This window comes from Kitasatospora sp. NPDC004745 (assembly GCF_042873275.1).
In the GTDB taxonomy this organism is placed as follows: domain Bacteria; phylum Actinomycetota; class Actinomycetes; order Streptomycetales; family Streptomycetaceae; genus Kitasatospora.
In genome coordinates this window covers 19348-39555 of sequence record NZ_JBIALK010000013.1, presented here as the reverse complement: position 1 = coordinate 39555, position 20208 = coordinate 19348, and the positions used below count along the sequence as shown (strand labels likewise).

Annotated in this window: 26 protein-coding genes; 15 read left to right on the top strand and 11 right to left on the bottom strand. The window is 74.1% G+C overall.

All coding sequences use genetic code 11. The annotated features are described in order from the left end of the window. The first annotated feature begins 16 nt into the window (after window positions 1-16). Together ACFYUY_RS21325 and ACFYUY_RS21320 are read left to right on the top strand one after the other, a co-directional pair. Complete coding sequence (locus ACFYUY_RS21325; protein ID WP_360222022.1) at window positions 17-481, top strand: MarR family transcriptional regulator; 465 nt, start codon at window positions 17-19, stop codon at window positions 479-481. Window positions 482-1118: 637 nt separating this feature from the next. Next, the gene (locus tag ACFYUY_RS21320; protein WP_360222019.1) at window positions 1119-1838 is read left to right on the top strand and encodes a G1 family glutamic endopeptidase; all 720 of its coding nucleotides are present in this window, start codon (window positions 1119-1121) and stop codon (window positions 1836-1838) included. A 113-nt stretch (window positions 1839-1951) separates the two neighbouring features. On the opposite strand, the gene ACFYUY_RS21315 is transcribed toward ACFYUY_RS21320, so the two are convergent. The 8 genes from ACFYUY_RS21315 to ACFYUY_RS21280 all read right to left on the bottom strand — a co-directional run bounded on the left by ACFYUY_RS21315 (window position 1952) and on the right by ACFYUY_RS21280 (window position 7321). Then, window positions 1952-2461 (bottom strand): hypothetical protein, encoded by a 510-nt coding sequence (locus ACFYUY_RS21315; protein WP_387902400.1) that lies wholly within the window; start codon window positions 2459-2461, stop codon window positions 1952-1954. A 256-nt stretch (window positions 2462-2717) separates the two neighbouring features. Further along, window positions 2718-2960, bottom strand: coding sequence for a hypothetical protein (locus ACFYUY_RS21310; RefSeq protein ID WP_387902397.1), 243 nt, complete (start codon window positions 2958-2960; stop codon window positions 2718-2720). 532 nt (window positions 2961-3492) lie between these two features. After that, window positions 3493-3762: a LapA family protein gene (locus tag ACFYUY_RS21305; protein ID WP_360222010.1), complete on the bottom strand. Its 270-nt coding sequence runs from the start codon at window positions 3760-3762 to the stop codon at window positions 3493-3495. Between the two features lie 412 nt (window positions 3763-4174). Beyond that, on the bottom strand, window positions 4175-4468 hold the full coding sequence (locus ACFYUY_RS21300; RefSeq protein WP_360222007.1) for a hypothetical protein: 294 nt from the start codon (window positions 4466-4468) through the stop codon (window positions 4175-4177). Between the two features lie 156 nt (window positions 4469-4624). After that, window positions 4625-5467 carry an alpha/beta hydrolase gene (locus tag ACFYUY_RS21295; protein WP_360222028.1) on the bottom strand — a complete coding sequence of 281 codons (843 nt, stop codon included), beginning with the start codon at window positions 5465-5467 and terminating at the stop codon, window positions 4625-4627. 14 nt (window positions 5468-5481) lie between these two features. Then, window positions 5482-6123 carry a dihydrofolate reductase family protein gene (locus tag ACFYUY_RS21290; protein ID WP_360222004.1) on the bottom strand — a complete coding sequence of 214 codons (642 nt, stop codon included), beginning with the start codon at window positions 6121-6123 and terminating at the stop codon, window positions 5482-5484. A gap of 154 nt (window positions 6124-6277) precedes the next feature. Continuing rightward, window positions 6278-6727, bottom strand: coding sequence for a nitroreductase family deazaflavin-dependent oxidoreductase (locus ACFYUY_RS21285; RefSeq protein WP_360222001.1), 450 nt, complete (start codon window positions 6725-6727; stop codon window positions 6278-6280). 249 nt (window positions 6728-6976) lie between these two features. Next, window positions 6977-7321 carry a hypothetical protein gene (locus tag ACFYUY_RS21280; RefSeq protein ID WP_387902393.1) on the bottom strand — a complete coding sequence of 115 codons (345 nt, stop codon included), beginning with the start codon at window positions 7319-7321 and terminating at the stop codon, window positions 6977-6979. Between the two features lie 106 nt (window positions 7322-7427). On the opposite strand from ACFYUY_RS21280, the gene ACFYUY_RS21275 reads away from it, so the two are divergent. From ACFYUY_RS21275 to ACFYUY_RS21260, 4 genes are all read left to right on the top strand, one after another. After that, window positions 7428-7844 (top strand): hypothetical protein, encoded by a 417-nt coding sequence (locus tag ACFYUY_RS21275; RefSeq protein ID WP_360221995.1) that lies wholly within the window; start codon window positions 7428-7430, stop codon window positions 7842-7844. A 102-nt stretch (window positions 7845-7946) separates the two neighbouring features. Further along, window positions 7947-8633 (top strand): hypothetical protein, encoded by a 687-nt coding sequence (locus ACFYUY_RS21270; protein WP_387902391.1) that lies wholly within the window; start codon window positions 7947-7949, stop codon window positions 8631-8633. 111 nt (window positions 8634-8744) lie between these two features. Beyond that, the gene (locus ACFYUY_RS21265) at window positions 8745-9218 is read left to right on the top strand and encodes a DIP1984 family protein (RefSeq protein ID WP_360221989.1); all 474 of its coding nucleotides are present in this window, start codon (window positions 8745-8747) and stop codon (window positions 9216-9218) included. A gap of 367 nt (window positions 9219-9585) precedes the next feature. Next, on the top strand, window positions 9586-9948 hold the full coding sequence (locus ACFYUY_RS21260; protein ID WP_387902388.1) for a hypothetical protein: 363 nt from the start codon (window positions 9586-9588) through the stop codon (window positions 9946-9948). Window positions 9949-10068: 120 nt separating this feature from the next. On the opposite strand, the gene ACFYUY_RS21255 is transcribed toward ACFYUY_RS21260, so the two are convergent. Continuing rightward, window positions 10069-10578 carry a DinB family protein gene (locus tag ACFYUY_RS21255; protein WP_387902385.1) on the bottom strand — a complete coding sequence of 170 codons (510 nt, stop codon included), beginning with the start codon at window positions 10576-10578 and terminating at the stop codon, window positions 10069-10071. Between the two features lie 88 nt (window positions 10579-10666). On the opposite strand from ACFYUY_RS21255, the gene ACFYUY_RS21250 reads away from it, so the two are divergent. Continuing rightward, window positions 10667-11413 carry a hypothetical protein gene (locus ACFYUY_RS21250; RefSeq protein ID WP_387902382.1) on the top strand — a complete coding sequence of 249 codons (747 nt, stop codon included), beginning with the start codon at window positions 10667-10669 and terminating at the stop codon, window positions 11411-11413. 189 nt (window positions 11414-11602) lie between these two features. On the opposite strand, the gene ACFYUY_RS21245 is transcribed toward ACFYUY_RS21250, so the two are convergent. Further along, window positions 11603-11776, bottom strand: coding sequence for a CsbD family protein (locus ACFYUY_RS21245; RefSeq protein ID WP_360221978.1), 174 nt, complete (start codon window positions 11774-11776; stop codon window positions 11603-11605). A 384-nt stretch (window positions 11777-12160) separates the two neighbouring features. On the opposite strand from ACFYUY_RS21245, the gene ACFYUY_RS21240 reads away from it, so the two are divergent. The 8 genes from ACFYUY_RS21240 to ACFYUY_RS21205 all read left to right on the top strand — a co-directional run bounded on the left by ACFYUY_RS21240 (window position 12161) and on the right by ACFYUY_RS21205 (window position 18984). Further along, complete coding sequence (locus ACFYUY_RS21240; RefSeq protein WP_360221975.1) at window positions 12161-12856, top strand: TetR/AcrR family transcriptional regulator C-terminal domain-containing protein; 696 nt, start codon at window positions 12161-12163, stop codon at window positions 12854-12856. A 127-nt stretch (window positions 12857-12983) separates the two neighbouring features. Next, window positions 12984-13139 (top strand): DUF6131 family protein, encoded by a 156-nt coding sequence (locus ACFYUY_RS21235; RefSeq protein ID WP_360221972.1) that lies wholly within the window; start codon window positions 12984-12986, stop codon window positions 13137-13139. A gap of 133 nt (window positions 13140-13272) precedes the next feature. After that, the gene (locus ACFYUY_RS21230; RefSeq protein ID WP_360221969.1) at window positions 13273-13440 is read left to right on the top strand and encodes a hypothetical protein; all 168 of its coding nucleotides are present in this window, start codon (window positions 13273-13275) and stop codon (window positions 13438-13440) included. A gap of 470 nt (window positions 13441-13910) precedes the next feature. Next, complete coding sequence (locus tag ACFYUY_RS21225; protein WP_387902380.1) at window positions 13911-15221, top strand: cation:proton antiporter; 1311 nt, start codon at window positions 13911-13913, stop codon at window positions 15219-15221. A gap of 167 nt (window positions 15222-15388) precedes the next feature. Next, a complete protein-coding gene (locus ACFYUY_RS21220) occupies window positions 15389-16327 on the top strand; it encodes a MerR family transcriptional regulator (RefSeq protein WP_387902378.1) in 939 nt (312 codons plus the stop codon). A gap of 199 nt (window positions 16328-16526) precedes the next feature. Then, complete coding sequence (locus ACFYUY_RS21215) at window positions 16527-17120, top strand: VOC family protein (protein ID WP_360221960.1); 594 nt, start codon at window positions 16527-16529, stop codon at window positions 17118-17120. A gap of 74 nt (window positions 17121-17194) precedes the next feature. Beyond that, entirely contained in the window at window positions 17195-17998 is an 804-nt protein-coding gene (locus tag ACFYUY_RS21210) for a MerR family transcriptional regulator (protein WP_387902375.1), read from the top strand. Then, on the top strand, window positions 17995-18984 hold the full coding sequence (locus tag ACFYUY_RS21205; protein WP_387902373.1) for a BtrH N-terminal domain-containing protein: 990 nt from the start codon (window positions 17995-17997) through the stop codon (window positions 18982-18984). Before ACFYUY_RS21210 ends, ACFYUY_RS21205 begins: the two co-directional genes overlap by 4 nt. A gap of 46 nt (window positions 18985-19030) precedes the next feature. Here the strand turns inward: ACFYUY_RS21205 and ACFYUY_RS21200 are convergent, their stop codons facing one another. After that, a complete protein-coding gene (locus ACFYUY_RS21200) occupies window positions 19031-20197 on the bottom strand; it encodes a helix-turn-helix domain-containing protein (RefSeq protein ID WP_387902370.1) in 1167 nt (388 codons plus the stop codon). Window positions 20198-20208: the final 11 nt, after the last annotated feature.

Below are 20208 nucleotides of genomic sequence, written 5' to 3'. Positions count from 1 at the left end.
GGAGGACCACCGGCCCATGGCGACCACCACGACCCCGCCCGGGGCCGAACACCCGCTACCGGCCGACGACCTCGCCCGGCTGCGCCTGGCCGTCTCCCGGCTGCACCGGCACATGGTCCAGGCCTCCGGCCGGCGCGACCTCACCTTCGCCCAGCTCTCGGCCCTCGCCAGGATCGAGGCCCACGGCCCGATCCGGCTGGTCGACCTCGCCGCCCGCGAGCAGGTGTCCGCGCCCTCCCTGATCCGCACCCTCGCCCCGCTGCACGCCGACGCCCTGCTCACCAAGGAGGCCGACCCGCAGGACCGGCGCTCCGCCCTGATCCGGATCACCGACGACGGCCGCGCCACGCTGGCCCAGATCCGCGCCGAACGCAACCAGGTCCTCGCCGAACGCACCGCGCTGCTCACCGCCGACCAGCGCGCGGCGCTGCTCGCGGCCCTGCCCGTCCTCGAACTCCTCGCCGAGGACCCGCAGTCCTGACCGTCCGGCCCGCCAGACCGCCCGTCAGGCCACCCGCCCGGATGCCTGGTAAAGCGTCCGCCCGGTCAGCCCGTCCGGCGCAGGTGGCGGCTCAACAGCCCGGACAAGGGCGGAACGGGCGTGTTCGCCGCCCACGGGGTCGCCATGACCGACGCGCAGAAGGCCAAGTACTGCGGAGGAAACCCTCCCGGCCTCGTGCCCGTCCCCGACAGCGAGGCCCCTTCCTCCTGGTCGGCCGCAAGCGCTGCGACTGCCCGGTCGCGTCAGTGGCCGCGGCGGTGGACGACCAGGCCCGGTAACAGGAGCCCCTCCCCGCGGCACCCGCCGAGGTGTCAACACCCGCCCCATGGTCTCGGGCCCGGCGTTCCTGCGCCGTGCCCGAGGCCATGGGGCGGGTGTGTTCCCCGGGCCGGCAGGGCCCGGGGGCGGCCCCGCCGGGAACTCCTCTCCCCGTGCGTGCGCGCCGGGTGAACGTCAAGTCCACTACTCGGCAAGGCAATTCCTTCATCAACCTTCCCGCTGCTCCTCTTGCCCGGCTCATGACAGTCGGTAATCCTGACTGCCACCCCACCACGGCCGCCCCCACGGCCCGACTCGGCGTGTGAGCCGCCGGCCCGCCCCCCACGAAGGAGCCAGCATGCGCACGTTCCTGATACGCGTCGTCACCCTCGCGGCAGCAGCCACCACCCTCGCGGCTCCCGCCGCGCCGACCACCGCGGCGGCCGCCCGGGCGATGTCCTTCCGCCCCCTGCAGTACAACACCAACGGCTACAACTGGGGCGGCTACGCCGCCACGGGCAGCGGTTTCACCTCGGTCTCGGCGACCTGGACCGAGCCGCACGCGACCTGCAACTCCACCAACGACCTCTACGCGCCCTGGGTCGGCATCGACGGGTACGGCTCCTCCACCGTCGAGCAGACCGGGGTGGCCACCGACTGCTCCAGCGGCAGCCCCGTCAACCAGGCCTGGTACGAGATGTACCCGGCGAGCCCGGTCTACCTGAGCCTCAGCTCGTACCCGGTGTCGGCCGGCGACGTCATCACCGCCTCCGTCACCTACGCCGGCAGCAGCAAGTACACCCTCAAGCTGACCGACTCCTCGCGGGGCTGGACCTACAGCACGACCAAGTCCCTGTCCGCGCAGCGGACCAGCGCCGAGGTCATCATCGAGTCGCCGACCGGCTCGTACCCCAAGTTCGGGACCCTCGCGTTCACCTCGGCCACCGTCAACGGCAAGTCCCTCGGCTCCTTCGGCCCGGTCGCCCTCGACCCCAGCTCCAACGGCACCTACGAGGCCCGCACCAGCGCGCTCGGCTCCGGCGGCACCAGCTTCACCGACACCTACCTCCACCAGTGACCGTACCGGCGCCCGGGCGGCCCGCTTCCCGCACACGGGGGGGCGGGCCGCCTGCCGTCCCCCCCCCCCGGCCAGAACGGCGGATCGGGCGGGACCGGGCGGGCAGAGCCCGGTCAGGGGTAGCGCAGGTTCTGGTACGAGCAGACGGAGTTGACGCCGCTGCCGACGATCGTCCAGCCGGCCGGCACGGGGTAGCCGTAGACCCGGCCTCCGGGCATCGTGCAGCCCACGTCGGCGGTGACCGTCGCACCGTGGGGCGCGCCGCCGAGGTAGGCGACCTGGGAGGTCCGGGCGTCGGTGGACACCGCGACCAGCACCCAGCCCGCGGGCACGGTGGTGTTGGCCAGCACGGCGACCCTGGCCAGGTAGGGCGCACCGCCGAGGAACTCGATGGTCTTCAGCCCGGTCGCCTGGTTCTGGGCGACGGCCGCCCAGCCGGCCGGCACCGGCGCGTACAGGCCGATGGTGGTCTGGGTGCCGAACGGGGGGTCGGCGGCGAGGGCCGAGGGGGAGGCGGAGGCCGCTGCCGTCGGCCACAGCAGGGCGGCCAGCGTGACCACAGCGGAGGCCAGGGCGGGGATGCGGGCGGGGGTTCTTCGGACGGAGGTGCCGGAGCGACGCACGGGAACTCCTCGGGCGTACGGGGGCGTTAGGGGCGCTGCCTGCGGGGCGGGTCCTGTCCGCCCCGGGCCACGCTCCACCCCGGCGTGACCGGGCGTCAACGCCGCCCGGCCCGGGGCCGGAGGCACGGCGCGCACGATTGCGCCCGGGCGGGAGCGGGGCGCGCACGAGCCCGCCCTGGGCGGGCAAGGGGCGCGGGGACGGGCCGGGGCCGGGCTCGCCCCGGCCGGGCGCCTGCACGAGCTCGTCACGGCCCGATCAGACCCCGCCGGAACCGAACGGGACGGAAGTCGGCTCCGCACACTGCCGGAACGCCGCCTGCAGCTCCTCCGAGGTGAGGGTCGCCGCCAGGCCGGCGCGCCGTTTGGCCTCGACCGCCCGGCCCACGGCGTGCTCGCGCCACCGCAGTACGTCGTGCGAGTGGGCCATGCAGCGGGCCGCCTCCTCGGTCTCGAAGCCGGTCCTGTCCCCGGCAGGGGCCCCTGCGGCTTCCTGCGGCATGGGGCCCTCCTCCTGGTTCCGGCTCCGCGCGCTCACCCAGGCTGCGATCACCGTGTTCGCCGGGGCGGAGACCTTCGGGTGGAAGACCGGGCAGGCTCCCGCGTCCTTCCTGCCGGATCGGTCGGCGCGTCCGCCGACAACCGGTGCGAAGCCCCCCGGACGCTGCCCCGAGCCCCGCTCCGCCGCGAGCCGGGCCTTCCCACCTGCACGCCGCCGGTCGGCGCAGCGCGTTCCGCCCGGGGCGTGGACGGAGGGGCTCCGGGGAACCGGGCGGATGCAGGGACGGCACGAGCGTTCACACAATGACGCCACGGCGCCGCAGCCGTACCCTCCCGACATCGACGGGGATCACGAGGGTCTGCACTGGGACGACTGCGGTTGGGAGCCCCCTCCTGGACCCGCAGCGTGGAGAGGTTGGTCGGGACCGTGGCCGGCGCCGCGGGGGAGACCGTCCGTCGACTGCGCAGTCCTCTCCGCCTGCGGTTTCCCGCCGGTCAGGCCCGGGGCGGACGTCGACGTGCGGGCCCCGGGGTCATGGCCGGGTTGCTCTGCGGGAGGCCCGGCGGCGGGTCAGGAAAGTGCCGATCAGCATGCCGACGAGGATCGTGACGGTCAGGACGACCCAGAGTGGCAGGGTGACGTCGGCGACCCACAGGGTGATGGTCACGGAGGCGGTGTTGACCGCGATGAACCAGACGGCCAGGACGGCGATGACGCCCATGGCGATGGTGCGCAGTCGTACCTCGCGGCCCTTGACCGTGAGACGCGACGGCTCGTGGTGCGTGCGGGCGTTCTGCGCCATGGCTTCAGTATCCTGCGATCGGCTCGATTCGTCCCCATGAGGTGTCGGCGGACGGGCCCGGGGCCCGTCCGTCCGGCTCAGCGTGCCGTTCAGACGACGTACTCGCAGACAGGTGACCTCAACGTGAATCTCAGGGGGCGCGGACGAGCCGCCACCACCGCCGAACGGCCAGTCGAAGCCCTCGGGGTCGGGTGGCCCGGTCAAGGGCCGAGCGCTCGACGCGTTGCTGTCGGGCACGACAGCTGCTGTCCTTCCACACCCAGGTCGGCGGGGCCGTCGCCAGCGGCGAGGTGCCGCTGGCCCGCCGCACCGCGAGCTGCTCGATGCGACGATCCGTCGCCGACCGACCGGGCTCATCTCGGCCCGGGACGCGCAGACGGCTGAGCAGGCGGCGTGGGCGTGTGCCGTCACGTCACGCCGGCTTGGTGGCCCTGCACCAGGTGCACCGGTACCCGTCGTACCGCTTGCCGGAGTCCACGCCGAGGTCCTCGTTGATGAACTCCAGGGGGCCCCAGCTGTGGCGCAGTTCGGTCTCGCGGCCGCGGCACCTGCGGCACCGTCTGAACCAGAGGCAGTGCTCCGCCTCGGGGGTCCCCCTGGCACCCAGGACGATCCCGTAGAGCGTGAAGCTGCCGTCGTACCGCTCCCAGTAGCCCCAGTCGTGCCCGTTGCAGAAGGCCTTGTTGAACGCGTTGCCGAGCGGCATGGAAGTCCCTTTCCCCAGGGGGAACTCGAGGAGCGAGGCACCCGCGGTATCCCCGCGGGAGGAGATCGACAAGCCCGCGGGGCGCTGCCGGTGGTGCCTGCGCAGCGCCTCGGCGGGCTCGTCGCGGTCCTCGGCCCCGCCCTCCCCCGCCGTCCGCTATCCGAGCTCGAGCATCGCCCCGGTGACCTCGCCGACCGCCGCGGCGGGGAGCGCGGTGGCGGCCTCGTCGAGGACGAGCAGCCGGGCCCCGGGGATCTCGCGCGCCAGCGCCTCGCCGTTGCCGACGGGGAAGAACCGGTCGCGGCGCCCGTGGACGACGAGGGTCGGCACCCCGACGCCGGGCAGGCGCTCGCGCCAGCGGGGCGTGCAGTCCAGCCGGGAGAACACCACGCCCAGCTGGTTGGCCAGCTGGACCGGGGGAGCGGTGCCGGGCGTGCGGTCCCAGACGCGTGCGGCGACGGCCCGGGCGGCGGCGGGGTCGTCGCCGAGGACCTGCGCGCCGGCGGCGGCGAACTCCGCGACCGCCGCGCGGTCGGCCCAGTCGGGCGCCGGGCGCGCGAACAGTCGGCCCATCGTCTCCCCGTCGTGGTCGGGCAGGTCGTCGTCGGGCGGTCCGGGGGCGACCGGGCGGGTGCCGACCAGGGTGAGCGCGCGGAACGCGCCCGGGTGGTCGAGCACGGCCACCTGGGCGACCATCCCGCCGACGCCGATCCCCCCGAGGTGCGCGGGCGCCCCGCCGAGCGCGCCGGCCAGGGCGGCGGCGTCGGCGGCCAGGTCACGCAGGGTGTAGGCGGGTGCCTGCGGGTCCGCGGTCGTGGACTCCCCGCTGTCGCGCAGGTCGTAGCGCACCACCCGGCGCCCGCCGGCGGCCAGGCGCTCGCAGAGCGCGTCGGGCCAGGAGAGCATCGTCGGCCCGCCCGCGAGCAGGACGAGCGGCGCGTCGTGGTCACCGAAGGACTCGACGCCCAGGGCGGTCCCGTCGACGTCGACGGTGGTCATCGTGGTCATCGCGATCACCTGCCCTCGTCGGACCCGAGACCGCGGTCGGGCAGGCTCATGTCGCCCGTCCCGGGCGTGCCGTCGGCGAGCCCGTAGCGCAGGTACACGGTGCCCTGCGGGCCGGCCACCGGCGGTTCGAGGAGCGTGACGTTCGTGGGCACCGCGCCCCCGTCGAACACCTTCTTCCCGACGCCGAGCACGATCGGGTGCACCCAGAGGTCGAGGCGGTCGAAGAGCTTCTCCCGCAGCAGGGACTGCACCAGGTCCAGGCTCCCGACGACCTTCACGTTCTCGTGCCGCTCGCGGATCTCCCGCACCGCGGCGGCCAGGTCCGGGCCGAGCTGCACGGACCCGGCCCACGGCAGCTCGGGCGTGCCGCGGGAGGCCACGTACTTCGGGACGCGGTTGAAGAGCTCGGCGATCTCGCCGTCCTTCTGGTGCGGCCAGTAGGAGGCGAAGATGTCGTACGTCCGCCGGCCCAGCAGCAGGGCGTCGGTGCCCTCGTACGCGGCGAGGATCTGCGCCCCGGTGGTCTCGTTCAGCAGGGGTGCCTGCCAGCCGCCGAACGGGAACCCCGCCGGGTCCTCGTCCGGCCCGCCGGGCGCCTGCCCGACGAGGTCGAGGGTCGCGAACATTTCGATCTGGATGAGGCCCATGTCTGTACTCCCGGTGCGTCGGTCTACCCCGTCGAGATGTAGACCTGCCGGAGCCGGAAAACTCATCGCCGCGCCGCGGACCGGTTCCCGAAGTGTGCCGCGACCCGGTCTCCGGGGGCGTCGGGCCCACCCTTGTAGCCCCGCGCAGGCGCTCCTACCCGCGCGCGGCGGGCTCCAGCACGAAGACGGGGATCTCCCGGTCGGTCTTCTGCTGGTACTCGGCGTACGGCGGGTACGCGGCGACCGCGCGCTCCCACCACTCGGCCTTCTCCTGCCCCGTGACCTCCCGGGCCGTCATGTCCTGGCGCACGGGACCGTCCTGGAGCTCCACGTGCGGGTCGGACGTGACGTTGAAGTACCAGAGCGGGTGGCGCGGGGAGCCGCCCTTCGAGGCCACGGCCGCGTACCGCCCCTCGTGCTCCACGCGCATCACCGGGGTCTTGCGGATCCTGCCGCTCCTCGCGCCGCGCGTGGTGAGGATGACGACGGGCAGGCCCGTGTCCCGGAGCGTCAGCCCCTGCGTGCCGCCCGAACCCTCGTACAGCTCGACCTGCTCGCGCACCCACTGCGCCGGACTCGGCTCGTACTCGCCCTCGAGAGGCATCGCATCACCCCGTCGTCACGTCATGAAGTGCGGTGTCCCGCCGTGGCCGGGTGGCCTGCACAGTGCCTCCGACCAGCGCGAACGCGGATCGTCGAGGCCCGTGCCCCCCACTCCTGCCGCAGGCACCTCCCAGCTGGGGGAGCATATCGGCCGCCACCCAGGCGCGGAGCGCTCCCGCAGGGCCCCGCGCGTGTCCGGGCCCCGCGCGTGGCCGGGCGCGGCCGGGACCGGGGCGCCGGGCGGCCCGGGTCAGCTCCGCCAGAAGCAGAGCACCACGGCGCCCGCCATGACCAGCGCGGTCAGCAGCGGCGCCCCCATCCGGCCGTGCGGCCCGGACGTGACGGCGAGCATCGACACGACCGGCACGGTGAAGCCCAGACCCACCACCAGCACGAGCACCACACCGGACGGCGCGCCGGCGACCACCGCCCCGAACACCACCGTGAACATCAGCACCAGCCACAGCGACGCGGTCACCAGCAGCCAGGCCGCCCGCGCGGTCCACCGGGCCGTCCGGTCGTCGGCGTAGAAGTCGGCGCGGGTCGTCGTCCAGAACCTCAGCAGGGGCCGGTCACGCCGGGCGGAGATCAGCATGCCGCCAGTCTGGCGTGCCCCGGGCCGTCACGGCACCCCCCGGGCCGCCGGATCTCCCGGCCCCGCCCGAGTAGCATGTGGCGCCACGGCCGAAGGGGGCGCGACCATGGGGGACGACGCGACGCAGTCCGCGGGCTTCGGGTGCACGGCGTGCTGCGCCGAGGACGCCGCGGTGGCGCGGGCGCACCACCGGAGCCACACCGGGGTCCGGGTCGAGACGATGATCCGGGACGACTCGCACTTCATCGTCTCCGTCCAGCGCTGCGCCCTCTGTTCGCAGGCCTTCGTGAGCGTCTTCACCGAGTACGTCGACTGGGCCGCCTCACAGGACGCGCAGTACCGCACGGTGCTGCCGATCACCGACGCCGAGGCGGACGACCTGGCGGCGGGGCGGTTGGGCCCGCACCGGGTCGGGGCCCTCGGCCACGGCCGCCGCCACCTGCAGAGCGACTGGCCGAGCGAGGCCGACGAGCCCTCCGTGTACTGGGACAGCGGCGTCTTCGAGGTCCGCGAGGGGTACTGACCCGGACGGGCCCCTGCCGCCCCCGGGCCCCGTGCCGGCCCTGTCGGTCGTGGACAGTACGGTTGCGGCGAGCACCATCGGAACGCACGCACGGGGGCACACATGACCGTTCACCGGCCGGGACTGCCGCAGGACCTCCCGCCGGCCGAGGAGCTGTGGGCGCGCTGGGCGCTGCTCGCCGCCCTCCAGGCGACCACCGCGGACGAGGAACGCCCGCCGCGCCACCGCACCGGCCGGTGGATCGATGACAAGGGCCTGCACTGGGACGACTGCGGCTGCACCTGGTGGGTCATGTCCCAGCGGGGCGACGGCCGGTTCGTGCTCTACGGCGAGGACGAGTCGAGCGGCGTCAAGTGGCACGAGCCGGCGATCGACGTGCTGGCGGGCGGCCCCGACTGGCTGCCCCACGAGGAACTGCGGGACCTGATCCAGGCGTACGAGATCGGCTGCGTCTACTGGTACGAGAACGGCGCCTGGGCCCGGGCGCCGTACCCGGACGGCCTTCGCGACGACGGCCTGGACTGCGGCATGAGCTCCGTCATCGACCGCGGCGAAGTCCTGGGCGAACTGACGGACCACCTGGACGACACGGTCGACACGGCTGACGGGCCGGATGCGCAGGGCCTCCTGGCCGACGCGGAGGCCTACCGGCTGGACCCGCACCGGCTGCTGGAACGGCTGGCCCCGACCAACGCCGACGACGACCCGCTGGACGGGCCGGCCATCGCCCGCGCCCTGACCCGCGCAGGCCTGACCGGGCAGGTCGCGGCGACCGCCACCACCCCCTGACCGCAAGGACACCGCAGCCCACCGAGGGGGCGGGCCCCGGCGACCCGCGCCGCCGGCGCCGACGTGCATACTTGCCGGACGATCAACGGCACGCAGAGGGTGGATGACGCGGTGAAACTGGCTGAAGCGCTCGCACAGCGCGCGGCCGCGGTGCGGCAGGTGGAGCAGCTGCGCTCGCGCGTCGTCGGCAGCGCCCGCTACCAGGAGGGCGAGGAGCCGGCCGAGAACGCGGCCGAGGTCCTGGCCCAGGCCGGGGAGGTACTGGACGAGCTGGAACGGCTGATCCGCCTGATCAACCGGACCAACTCCACCACGCTCGTCGAAGGCGGCGGCACGCTGACCGACGCCCTCGCCCGCCGGGACGTCCTGCGGCTGCGCCACTCGGTGCTCACCGCGGCCGCCGACGCCGCCTCCGGACGCGACCAGCGCGGAGCCGTACGGCAGTTGCGGTCCGAACTCAGGATCCTCTCCGCCCTGCCGGTCGCCGAGCTCCGCGCCCGGGCGGACCTCCTCGCCAAGGAGATCCGCGAGGTGGACACCCTGATCCAGCGCACCAACTGGGAGATCGACCTGCTCGAGGACTGACCCCGCAGACCGGGTGTGGGACAGCAGGTAGTCGCCACGGAGGCGTGCACACACCGAGACCGGCGGTCAAACCGGTCCTGGCGCGTGAAGAGCAACGCAGGGGTTCGATTCCCCACCAACAGTGCAGCTCAGCACCGCGCACAGGTGACGGCACACGCCGCACAGCTCACCACCATGTGCAGATCCGGACGACGAGGGCGGGAACGGGGCGCCCCACACCCGGGTGCGAGGGCCGTGCACACCGCACGGCCCTCGCACCCACTCCACCCGGGGGCCGACGTGCCGCCAGGCCCGGGTTGCCCGCCCACAGGGGCCCGCCGGGCAAATCCGGTGGAGGCGGTTCCGCCCGTCCGGTTAGCCTCGCGCCGTGGTCGATCAGGAGCAGTACGAGCGGTACAGGGAAGACGCGAAGGTGCTGGCGGTGGTCGGGGAGCACGTCCACCTCCAGGTCGGCCGGGTCACCGTGCGACTGCCCGGGGACCTGGCCCGGGCCGCCGTGGACGCCTGGGAACGCGACGAGGAGTCCTCGGGCGACCTCGGCGAGGAGAGCCGCGAGCAGTACGAACTACGGGACCAGGCCGGCACCCTCGCGCTGATCGGCCTCGCGATCTCGGAGTCCGGCCGCTGGGAGGACGACGGGGTCGCCGTCGACCTGCACGTCCACAGCGCGGGCGCGGCCTGGCTCGCCTACGCCGACTCCGCGGGCACGTCCTTCCGGGTACTGGAGTAGCCCCGCCCGGCCGAGGAAGGACCTTCGAGGGCAGCGCCCGCACCGCCCGCGCGGCACCCCCGTCGTCGGTCTGGCCCTCCACCCGGCACAGCACCGGCACCGGGCCCGCCGGGCCCGGTGCTACACGCCGGTGGCGCCGTCGACGCGTTCGCGGACCAGGTCGGCGTGGCCGTTGTGGCGGGCGTACTCCTCGATCATGTGGACGTAGATCCAGCGAAGGCTGACGTCCTGCTCCATGAAGCGCCCCGTGTCGGTCAGGGCGTGCTCGGCGCAGTGCGCACGGGCGCGGGCGATCTCCGCGTGCCAGACGGCGAGGGCGTCGCTCAGGGCGGTGCCCGCGGCGACCTCGAAACCACCGTCGGGGCCGTCCGGGTCGGCCTTCGGGTAGATGGGCGGCGCCGGTTCCCCGGCGAACACGCGACGGAACCAGTTCCGCTCCACCTCCGCCATGTGCTGGACCAGGCCGGTCAGCGTGAAGCCGGACGGCGGCACGGAGGCCGTGGCGGCCTGCTCGTCGTCCAGCCCCTCGCACTTCATGGCCAGGGTGGTGCGGTGGAAGTCGAGCCAGCTCTCGAGCGTCGTGCGCTCGTCGGCGTTCAGGGGCGGCATGGGGCGGTCGATGGCGTTCATCGGTCGATGATCGCAGGCTCCGCGGCCGGCGACGGACGGGGCGTCACCCCGGGTCGGGCGTCGCATGATCCGGCACTAGCCTGGCGCGGTGACGAGTCGAAATCGAACCTCCCGTACCGGCGCGGCCGCCCTCGTGGCTGCCGGCCTCGTGTTCCTCACCGCCTGCGGCGGCGGTGGCGGCACCGCAGGCAGTGGCGCCAGTGCCACCGCCGGCAGTGGCAGCAGCAGTAGTGCCGGCAAGGCGAAGGAGGTCGGCTGGTACCGCACGGTCGGCGACCTCTGCGCGGCGGTCGGCGATCCCGGTCTGCCGGGGCAGCTGAGGAGCTCGATACCGGTGACGAGCGAGGGGATCGCGGACGACCCGTCCTCGACGCTCAGCTGCAGCTACGACGGCGGTCCGGCGACGGAGGACTGGCGGGTGACCATCGACGCGACGGTCTTCGAGGCGGCCCGCGGCTGCCACTGGATGGAGGTCGAGGCGGACATCGCCAAGTCCCCGCTCGGCGGGCCCAAGCCGACCGAGACGCGGAAGTTCGCGATGAACGACGGCGGGGGGCTCGGTCAGGAGGGCTACCAGTCCTCGGTCCGGCACCCGCTCACCGACACCACCCCCGGGCCGGTCGACCAACTGAGCTTCAAGTCGGCTTTCTGCGACGGGAACCTGAACCTGGCGGTCGACGTCGACTACGGCGCCGGCTCGGCCATGTCCGCCGACTACCCGGGCGCGCTCGACAAGGCGGAGGAGGCGTCGCGCAAGAAGGCCGCCGAACTGCTCAAGCGGGCGCGGGAGAAGCTGTACGAGCGGGCGATGAGCCCGCAGCCGACGGCATCGTGACGGGAAGTCGCCCCGGCCGGGGGCCACAGCGGTCGCCCCGGCAGGCCGGCTCGCCCGGTGGACGCGGCCCGTGCGGTGCGCGGTGTCCGGCGGTCGTGCCGCCGGTCCCGCGTCCCCGGGGCCCGGGCTTCGGTGCCCGGCGCTCGCACCGGGTCGGGCCGTCTGCACGGCTCCGGCGTCCGGTGCGGGTCAGTGCTTGAACGCGTCCTTGACCTTGGCTCCGGCCTGTTTGAGGTTTCCCTTGGCCTGGTCGCCGCGGCCTTCGGCCTCGAGGGTACGGTTCCCGGTGGCGCGTCCGACGGACTTCTTCACTCCGCCCTTGACCGCTTCGGCCTTGTGTGCGGCCTTCTTGCCGATGCCCATGGCTGAATCCATCTCCTTTCGTGGTGTCGCGCGTCGTGTGTCGGTGCGGCCGGTCTGCCGCGCCTACGGCTGGCCTTCGTGCGGCTACCCGTCGTTCCCACGGCTATTCGGGCGTGGCGGGGCCTCCGAGGAGGAGGTGCGGTCTGCGGATGCGGGGACTCGGCCTCCTGTTCGTCGGCGCGCGACGCGCCGCGAGGATGCCGGCCGCCGCGACGACGGCCGCGGCAGCCAGGAGGATGAGTCCGAGAAGGATGATCATGACGTGCTCCATTCGGATCTACGTCGTATGCCTACAGCTTGCACCCGGGACTACACTGGTATCTACACCGTAGGTCTACGAACTCTGGGTCACCGGTGCTCACCCTCCGGGAAGAAGGTGCCGACATGGTCGCCCCCACGGCCCGCCCGACCGTCGAGGTCGGGGACCCGCCTCCGACGAAGCGGCTCAGCCGGGAGCGCATGCTCGCCTGCGCACTGGAGATCATCGACCAGGACGGCATAGAGAAACTGTCCATGCGCCGCCTGGCGCGAGCGCTCGACCACGACCCGATGAGCCTCTACCGCCACGCACCGAACAAGGCCGCCCTGCTCGACGGCGTCGCCGAGACCGTCCTCAACCAACTCGAGGTGGACTCCACCGACCCCGACTGGGCCGCCCAACTGCGCGCCGTCGCCCGCCGCTACCGCAGGCTCGCCCTGGCCCACCCCAACGTCGTCCCCCTCCTGGTCACCCGCCCCCTGGCCACGCCCCTCGCCCTGCGTCCCAAAGGCACCCTGCGGCCGCTCGAAGCCGTCCTCACCCTCCTCACCCGGGCCGGCTTCACCGGACCCGACGCCCTGCACATCTACCGCGCCCTGTTCGGGCTCCTCCACGGCCACGTCCTGAACGAACTGCAGGAACTCGTCGACAACCCCGACGAGACCGACGACCTGTTGCGCCTGGGGCTGCACCGGCTGCCGATCGGCGAATTCCCGCTCCTGCGCAGCCTCGCCACCGCCCTCGCCTCCTACGACGGGGCCGCCGAACTCGAACGCGGCCTCGACATCCTCCTCGCCGGCCTGGCCACGCCGCACCCCTAGGGCACCGAAACGACAGCCCCGCACGGATCGCCGTCGAAGGCCTGGCCGGAACCCTCGAAAGGATCTGGTACACGCATTTCCTCCGCACCGCGGAGCACTGCATCGGGGGGAGAGAACGGAGTACGTCATGATCGTCCTCGGAGTCATCCTCCTCGCCATCGGACTCGTCACGGGAATGTCCTTCCTGTGGACCGTCGGCATCGTCCTGGCCCTCATCGGCCTCGCCCTGCTCATCATGGGCTCGCTCGGCCACGAGGTCGCCGGCCGCCGCCACTACTGGTAGACCCGGTGACCCTGATGTCCACCGGCCGACCGGGAGCCCGCACCACGGGCCCCCGGTCCCACCCGGGCCACGGACCGGGAGGACGCGCACTGGTGGCTCACCCAGGCTCGTCCGGCCGACAAGGAGGCATGTGATGGTTCTCTTCCTCTCGATCGTCATCGTGGCGATCATGCTGGGCATCGTCGGCGTCGCGGTGCACGGGATGCTGTACCTGCTCGCCATAGGCGTCCTGCTGCTCATCGCCGACGTGGTGTTCCTCGCCGTGCGCTCGGCACGGAGCCGCCGCCCCGCGGCGCGGTGACACGCGCGCCGTTCACGACAACCGATCCACCCGGGCCCCGGGGCGCGGGCCGTCCCGCGCAGACCGCGGATCGTCCAGGTCCACGCTCGGGTCCACGCTCAGCACGTGGACCCCTGGTGGGGCCGTGTCTCGGTGCGCGGTTCCCGGGCGGATCCGTCAGGCGCCCCGGTGGGCCCGTGCCGCGTGCGGACGCGACCACGACCGTGCGGCGCCCCGCACCCGCGACACCTTCGGGATGACGATCCGCCGCGGACCGGCCGCCACGCGTGCCGACACCGCCCCGGCAGGGCGCTCAGCACGACCGGCGACACAGGGCAGGCACCCACACACGCGCGATCGTACGGACCGCCCCCGGGCGGCATGTCCCGCCGTGAACGCGCACCCTCCCACGCGACAATGACCATCCGACCGGCCCATCCCGATCCCTCGGGGTGCGGCCGGCCACCGGCCCTGCGGAGAGGACGGCTTCGATGAGCGGCGGCGGCGCCTGGACCGCGGCGGCCGTGGCGGCCGTCACCGCCGGCTACGGGCTCTTCTCCCGCAGACTCGCCTCGACACCGCTGTCGGCGCCGATGCTGTTCACCGGTCTCGGCGTGCTCATCGGCCCCGCCGGCCTGGACGTCATCCACCCGGAACGCGACGCCGGCGCGGTGCGCACGCTGGTCGAGGCGGCGCTGACCCTGGTCCTCTTCGCCGACGCGATGACCGTGCGCCGACGGGACCTGCGCACCGGAGGCTTCCTGCCACTGCGCCTGCTGGCCCTCGGCCTGCCGCTCACGATCGGGGCCGGCTGGCTGCTGGCCTGGCCCCTGCTGCCGGGCCTCACCGGCGGGGAGCTCGCGCTGCTCGCCGCGATCCTCGCGCCCACCGACGCGGCACTCGGCAAGGCCGCCATGACCAGCCCCGCGGTGCCGCCGCTCGTCCGCGAGGGCCTGAACGTCGAGAGCGGCCTGAACGACGGGCTGGTGCTGCCGTTCTTCGTCCTGTTCCTCGCCGCGATCCCCGGCACGGCCACCTCCGCGGAGGGGGCGAACGGGGTCCTCTGGCGGACCCTGCTGCTCAGCACCGCCGTGGGCCTGGCCGTCGGCCTCACCGGCGGGCGGCTGCTGCCCTGGTCACAGGCCAGGGGCTGGGTGACCGGCGAGTGGCGACAGGTGTTCGTCCTGGCCGTCGCCGTCGGCGCCTACACGGTGGCGACGGCGGCGGACGGCAGCGGGTTCATCGCCGCCTGGACGGCCGGGTTCGCGTTCGCCCTCGGACTGCGCCAGGCCCCGCCGCTCCCCGCGGACGGATCCGGCGGGCGGCCCGCCGACCTGACCGAGTACCTGGGCGGGCTGCTCGCGACGCTGAGCTTCCTGGTCTTCGGCGCGGTACTGCTCGGCCCGGCCCTGGAAGAGCTGGACTGGCGGGTCGTCACGTACGCGGTGCTCAGCCTGACGGTCGTGCGGATGGTGCCGGTGGTCCTCGCGCTCGCCGGCACGGGCTTCCGGTGGCCCACCGCGGCCTACATCGGCTGGTTCGGGCCGCGCGGCCTGGCCTCCGTGGTCTTCGGGCTCCTCGTGGTCGAGGAGCACGTGCCCGGGATCCACCGGCTCGGTCTCGTCGCCGCGGCCACCGTCGGCCTCAGTGTGGTCGCCCACGGCATGTCGGCCCCGTTCCTCGCCGCCCGCTACGGCACCTGGTACCGGGCCGAGAAGGCCCGCACCCCCGAACTCCGCGAAGCCCTGGCCCCGCCGGAAGCGACCGGGCCCGCCCACCCCGCCCGCCGGCGCCTGAACTGACCCGGCACCAGCACGAGCACGAGCACGAGCACGAGCACGAGCACGAGCACGAGCACCCGCACCCGCACCCGCACCAGCACCCGCAGGACCCGGGTCGCGAAGCCCTACCGCGACCGTCACCGCCCGGGCTTGAGTCTCCCGCAGGGGGAGACGGGAGAGTTACGGGCATGGACGGCGACACGCTCTTCACGATCGGTGACCTGGCCCGGCGGACCGGGCTGACGGTCAAGACCATCCGGTTCTACTCCGACACCGGAGTCGTGCCGCCGACGGACCGCAGCCCGGCCGGCTACCGGCTCTACGACATCGACGCGCTCGCCCGCCTGGACCTGGTGCGCACCCTGCGCGACCTGGGACTCGACCTCGCCCTCATCCGCCAGGTCGTGGACCGGGAGGTCTCGGTGCCCGAGGTCGCCGCCATCCACGCCGATGCCCTGGAGGTGCAGATCCGCACCCTCCGACTGCGCCGCGCCGTCCTGCGCGCGGTGGCCAAGCGGGGCTCCACTCCCGAGGAAACGGACCTCATGCACAAGCTCGCCAAGCTCTCCGACCACGAACGCCGACGCCTGGTCACCGACTTCATCGACGAGGCCTTCGGCGGGCTCGACGCCAACGCCGACCTCGTCGACATGCTGCGCGCGGCCATGCCCGAACTGCCGGACGATCCCGAACCCGAACAGGTCGAGGCCTGGGTGGAACTCGCCGAGCTCACCCAGGATCCCGACTTCCGTGCCGCCGTGCGCCGCATGGCCGAGTACCAGGCGGCCGAACGCGTCCGCGGCGATGCCACCGGTCTGCACCACGACCTCACCGAGGCCGTCCGCGACGGCGTCGGCCGCGCGCTCGACGCGGGCATCGCCCCGGCCGCGGCCGAGGCCGAACCCGTCGTCGACGCCCTGACCGCCCGCTACGCGCAGACCTTCGGCCGCGCCGACGACACGGACCTGCGCCACTGGCTGCTGACCCGCCTGGAGATCGCCGGCGACCCCCGCACGGAGCGCTACTGGCACCTGCTGGCCGTCATCAACGGATGGCCCGTCCCGCCCAGCCTGGCCCCGGTGTTCACCTGGTTCACGCACGCCCTGCGCGCCCACACCGGGCCGTAGTCCCACGCCGGCCTGCCGCCCCCGGCCCCCGCGGCTCCGATCACATCGCGAGGGCCCCCGGGGCGTCCGACGAGGACGCCGTCCTCGGGCCCGGGCGCGGGCCGCCGGCCGCGCAGTAGTCTGCTGGTCGCCGGCGCCGGGGCGGCACGCAACCGGCAGGCACCCGAACGGACAACGGATTCGACGCTGGGGGGACGGGATGTTGACCGGGATCGTGATCGACGCGCTGGACGTCGCGCGCATGGACCGCTTCTGGCAGGAGGCGACGCAGGGCCGCACGGACGGCCTGCGGCTGCGCTTCGTCCCGACCCCGAAGCCGAAGACGGCGCACAAGAACCGGCTCCACCTCGACCTCGCCGGGGGACCGGACTGGGAGGCCGAGGTCGCGCGCCTGCTCGCCCTCGGGGCGACGCGGGCCGACATCGGCCAGGGGGACGTCCCGTGGGACGTGCTGGCCGACCCGGAGGGCAACGAGTTCTGCGTGCTGCGCCCCGGTCACCCGGGCGTGCTCGCCGACTCGGGGCTCGTCGCGATCTGCCTCGACGCCGCCGAAGAGGACCGCCACGCGCAGGCCGCCTTCTGGCAGGCCCGGGCCGACTGGCAGTCGGTCGAGTCCCACGACTGGGGCACCTGGCTGCGCCGCAGGCCCACCAGCACGGTCTCGTTGGTGATCGGGCCGCCCGCGGCGCCGAAGGTCCGGCGGAACAGGCTCCGCCTGGAGGTCGGCCACCCCGACCGGGAGCCGGGCGAGTTCCTGGACGCCGGCGGGAACGAGTTCCACGTCTCGCGCTGACCCCGGCGCCCTGATCCCCGGCCCGCTCACCCGGCGCTGGACCCTCCCCCCGTGGGAGGGTCCACGATGGCGGCGTGCGAGACGAACTCCTCACCATCGGGCGCTTCGCGCGCCTGTGCCGCCTCAGCGTGAAGCAGCTACGGCACTACGACGACACGGGGCTGCTGGCTCCCGTCCACGTGGACGCGGGCTCCGGCTACCGCTACTACGCGCCCGAACAGGCCCGTGACGCCCTGACCATCGCCCTGCTGCGCGAGATGGACCTTCCCCTGGCCGTGATCGCCCGGGCCCTGGCCGCCGGGCCGGAGCACCGGGCGCGGATCCTGCGCGCCGAGCGGGACCGGCTGGCCGAGCGGATCGGCAGGGACCAGGCCCGGCTGAAGACCCTGGAGCGGCTCGCGGAAGGCGGTCTGCCCGGCTACGAGGTGACCCTGGGCAGGGAGCCGGAGCGGCGGCTGGCGGTGCTGCGGGCGACCTGCGCCCCTGCCGGGATCGGGGCCGGGGTCGGGGAGTGCGTGGGCCGGCTGCTGCCCGCGCTCGGCGGGGCGGCGGCCGCGTGGGAGCCGCCGCTGTGGGGGCTGTACCCGCTGGACCTGGACGAGCGGGTGGAGATCGCCGTCGGAGCGCAGGTTCCGCGCGGGGAAGCCGTGCCCGGCCTGGAAATCGTGGTGCTGCCCGGCGGACTCGTCGCCGAGACCACGCACACCGGGCCCTACGCGCACCTGCGGCTGGCCTACAACGCGCTCCTCGCCGCCGTCCACGAGCGCGGACTGCGCCCGCAGGCGCCCGTGCGCGAGGCGTATCTCGTCGGCCCGGCGGAGGCACCGGAGGAAGAACTGACGACCCGGCTGGTCATCCCCGTCCAGGAGGGCGCATGACCACGGTCGCGGGCATCGACGCCCGTGGTACGCAGCACTGCGAGTCGTCAACCCTGGGGGTGCTGCTGCGGCACCAGGGACTCGACCTGTCCGAGCCGATGTTGTTCGGCCTCGGCTCCGGCCTGTCGTTCGTCTACTGGGACGCCAGGAACGCGGACTTCCCGTTCCTCGGGGGACGGGTCAGGCCGTTCGACCTCACCAGGAACCTGGCCGCCGGACTCGGGCTGGACCTCCTGGTGCAGGAGACGACCTCGCCGCGCAGGGCGTGGCGGAACGTGGCGTCCGCCATCGACTCCGGGCGCCCCGTCGGACTCCAGCTCGACAGCTACCACCTGGACTACTTCGACACGAAGGTCCACTTCGGCGGCCACGTCGTCGCCATGTACGGCTACGACGACCACGACGCCCACCTGGTGGACACCGACCAGCAGGGCGGGGCCGTCTCCTGCGGCCTGACCGGCCTCGCCCGGGCCCGGGCCGAGCGCGGCCCGATGACCGCCCGACACCGCTCCTTCACCCTCACCGTCGTGCGGGACCTGCCCGCCCCGCACGCACGGATCGTCCCCGCCATCACCGCCTGCGCCGGCGCCTTCCTCGACCCGCCCATCGCCAACCTCGGTCACCGCGGCATCGAGAAGGCCGGGAAGCTGGTCCGCACCTGGCTCCAGCGCACCGACGACCCCCGGCGGGACCTGCCGCGGGCCGCTCTGCTGATGGAGCGGGCCGGCACCGGCGGCGCCCTGTTCCGCAACCTCTACCGCGACTTCCTCGCCGAGTGCACCGGTCTGCTCGACAGCGTCCACCTGCGCACCGGCCACGCGCTGTACGCCGAGGCGGCCGTCCTGTGGACGCGGACGGCGGCACTGATCGAGGAGGCCGGCGAGTCGGGCGACGCCCGGTGCCTGGCCGAGGCCGGCTCGGTCCTCGACGACCTCGCGCGCGTGGAGCGCGAGGCCATGCGGGCGCTGATCCGCCTGGAGGCATGAGGTCCCGGGCGGGCTGCGGTCCTGACCGCGGCCCGCCCGGCCCGCATCACCCCGCCGGCCCGGCCCCGGAAGCCTCCGGGGCCCCGAGGCCCACCGCCAGCGTCAGTTCGAGGACCCGGTGCGGCGAGGCGAGATCCGGGAACAGCCCCCGCAGCTGCGACATCCGGTACCGGACGGTCTGGGGGTGGACGAACAGCGCCGCCGCCACCTCGTCCCGCCGGCCCTGGTGCAGCAGCCACGCCCGCAGGGTCTCCTCCAGCCGCCCCGCGGTCGCGGCGGGCAGGGTCCGCAGCGGTGCGAGGGCCCGGGCGCGCAGGTCCGCGAACGCGTCCGCGTCGGCGCTCAGCACCAGCTCGGGCAGGTGGTCCTCGGTGTCGCGGATGTCGGGGGAGAGGGAGCGCGCGCGTACGGCCCGCGCGTACGAGGCGGACGCCCGGGCCCACGGCCGGGCCGGGCCGACCACGGCGGTGCGGTCGGTCAGCTGCCGCAGGAGGTGCGACCGGTCGGCGTCGGGGACGAGCAGCACACCGGTGGCGTCCGGCAGGTCGTCGAGGACGAGGGTGCCCGGGTCGAGCACGCGGTAGGCGGGCCGGGTCTGGGCGGCGGGCAGCAGGACCGCGGTCAGCGAGACCGGAGGCTGCCACCCGGCCCGCTGGACGGAGGCCAGCAGCACGTCCGGGCCCGCGCCGGCGAGGAGGTCGCGGGCCAGGTGTTCCAGATGGCGCTCCTGGGCCCGGCCCCGGGCGGCCAGTTCGTCGGCGTGGCCCGCCGCGCTCGCGGCGGAGAGCTCGTCGATGTAGGCGAAGGTCAGCTCGGCGAACTTGGCGACCTCGGCGGCGGGCAGACCGGCCGGTACGGCACCCGCTGCCAGGCACCGCCAGGCCACCCGGGCGCCGACCCGGTAGGCGCTGAGCAGGGCGTCCATCGAACGGCCGTCGCGCACCTCGCCGCGGCCCAGTTCGTAGGCCGCGCCACCGGCGTCGCCGCCCGTGGCGTTCCCGCTCGCGAGGTCCAGGTAGTTCCCGAGGGCGGTGCGGACGGCCCGGCGGATGGTGGCGCCCATGCGGCCCGACAGGGCGTTGGCGTACGAAGGGACCTCGTCGATGATCGCCTGGACGACCTCGTCGGCGGTGGTCTTCAGCGTGGCCCGCAGCGCGGTGACCGTCGTCTCCTCCAGGGCCAGTCCACTGGCCCTCCGGATGGCATCGCTCACGTTCTTGTTCC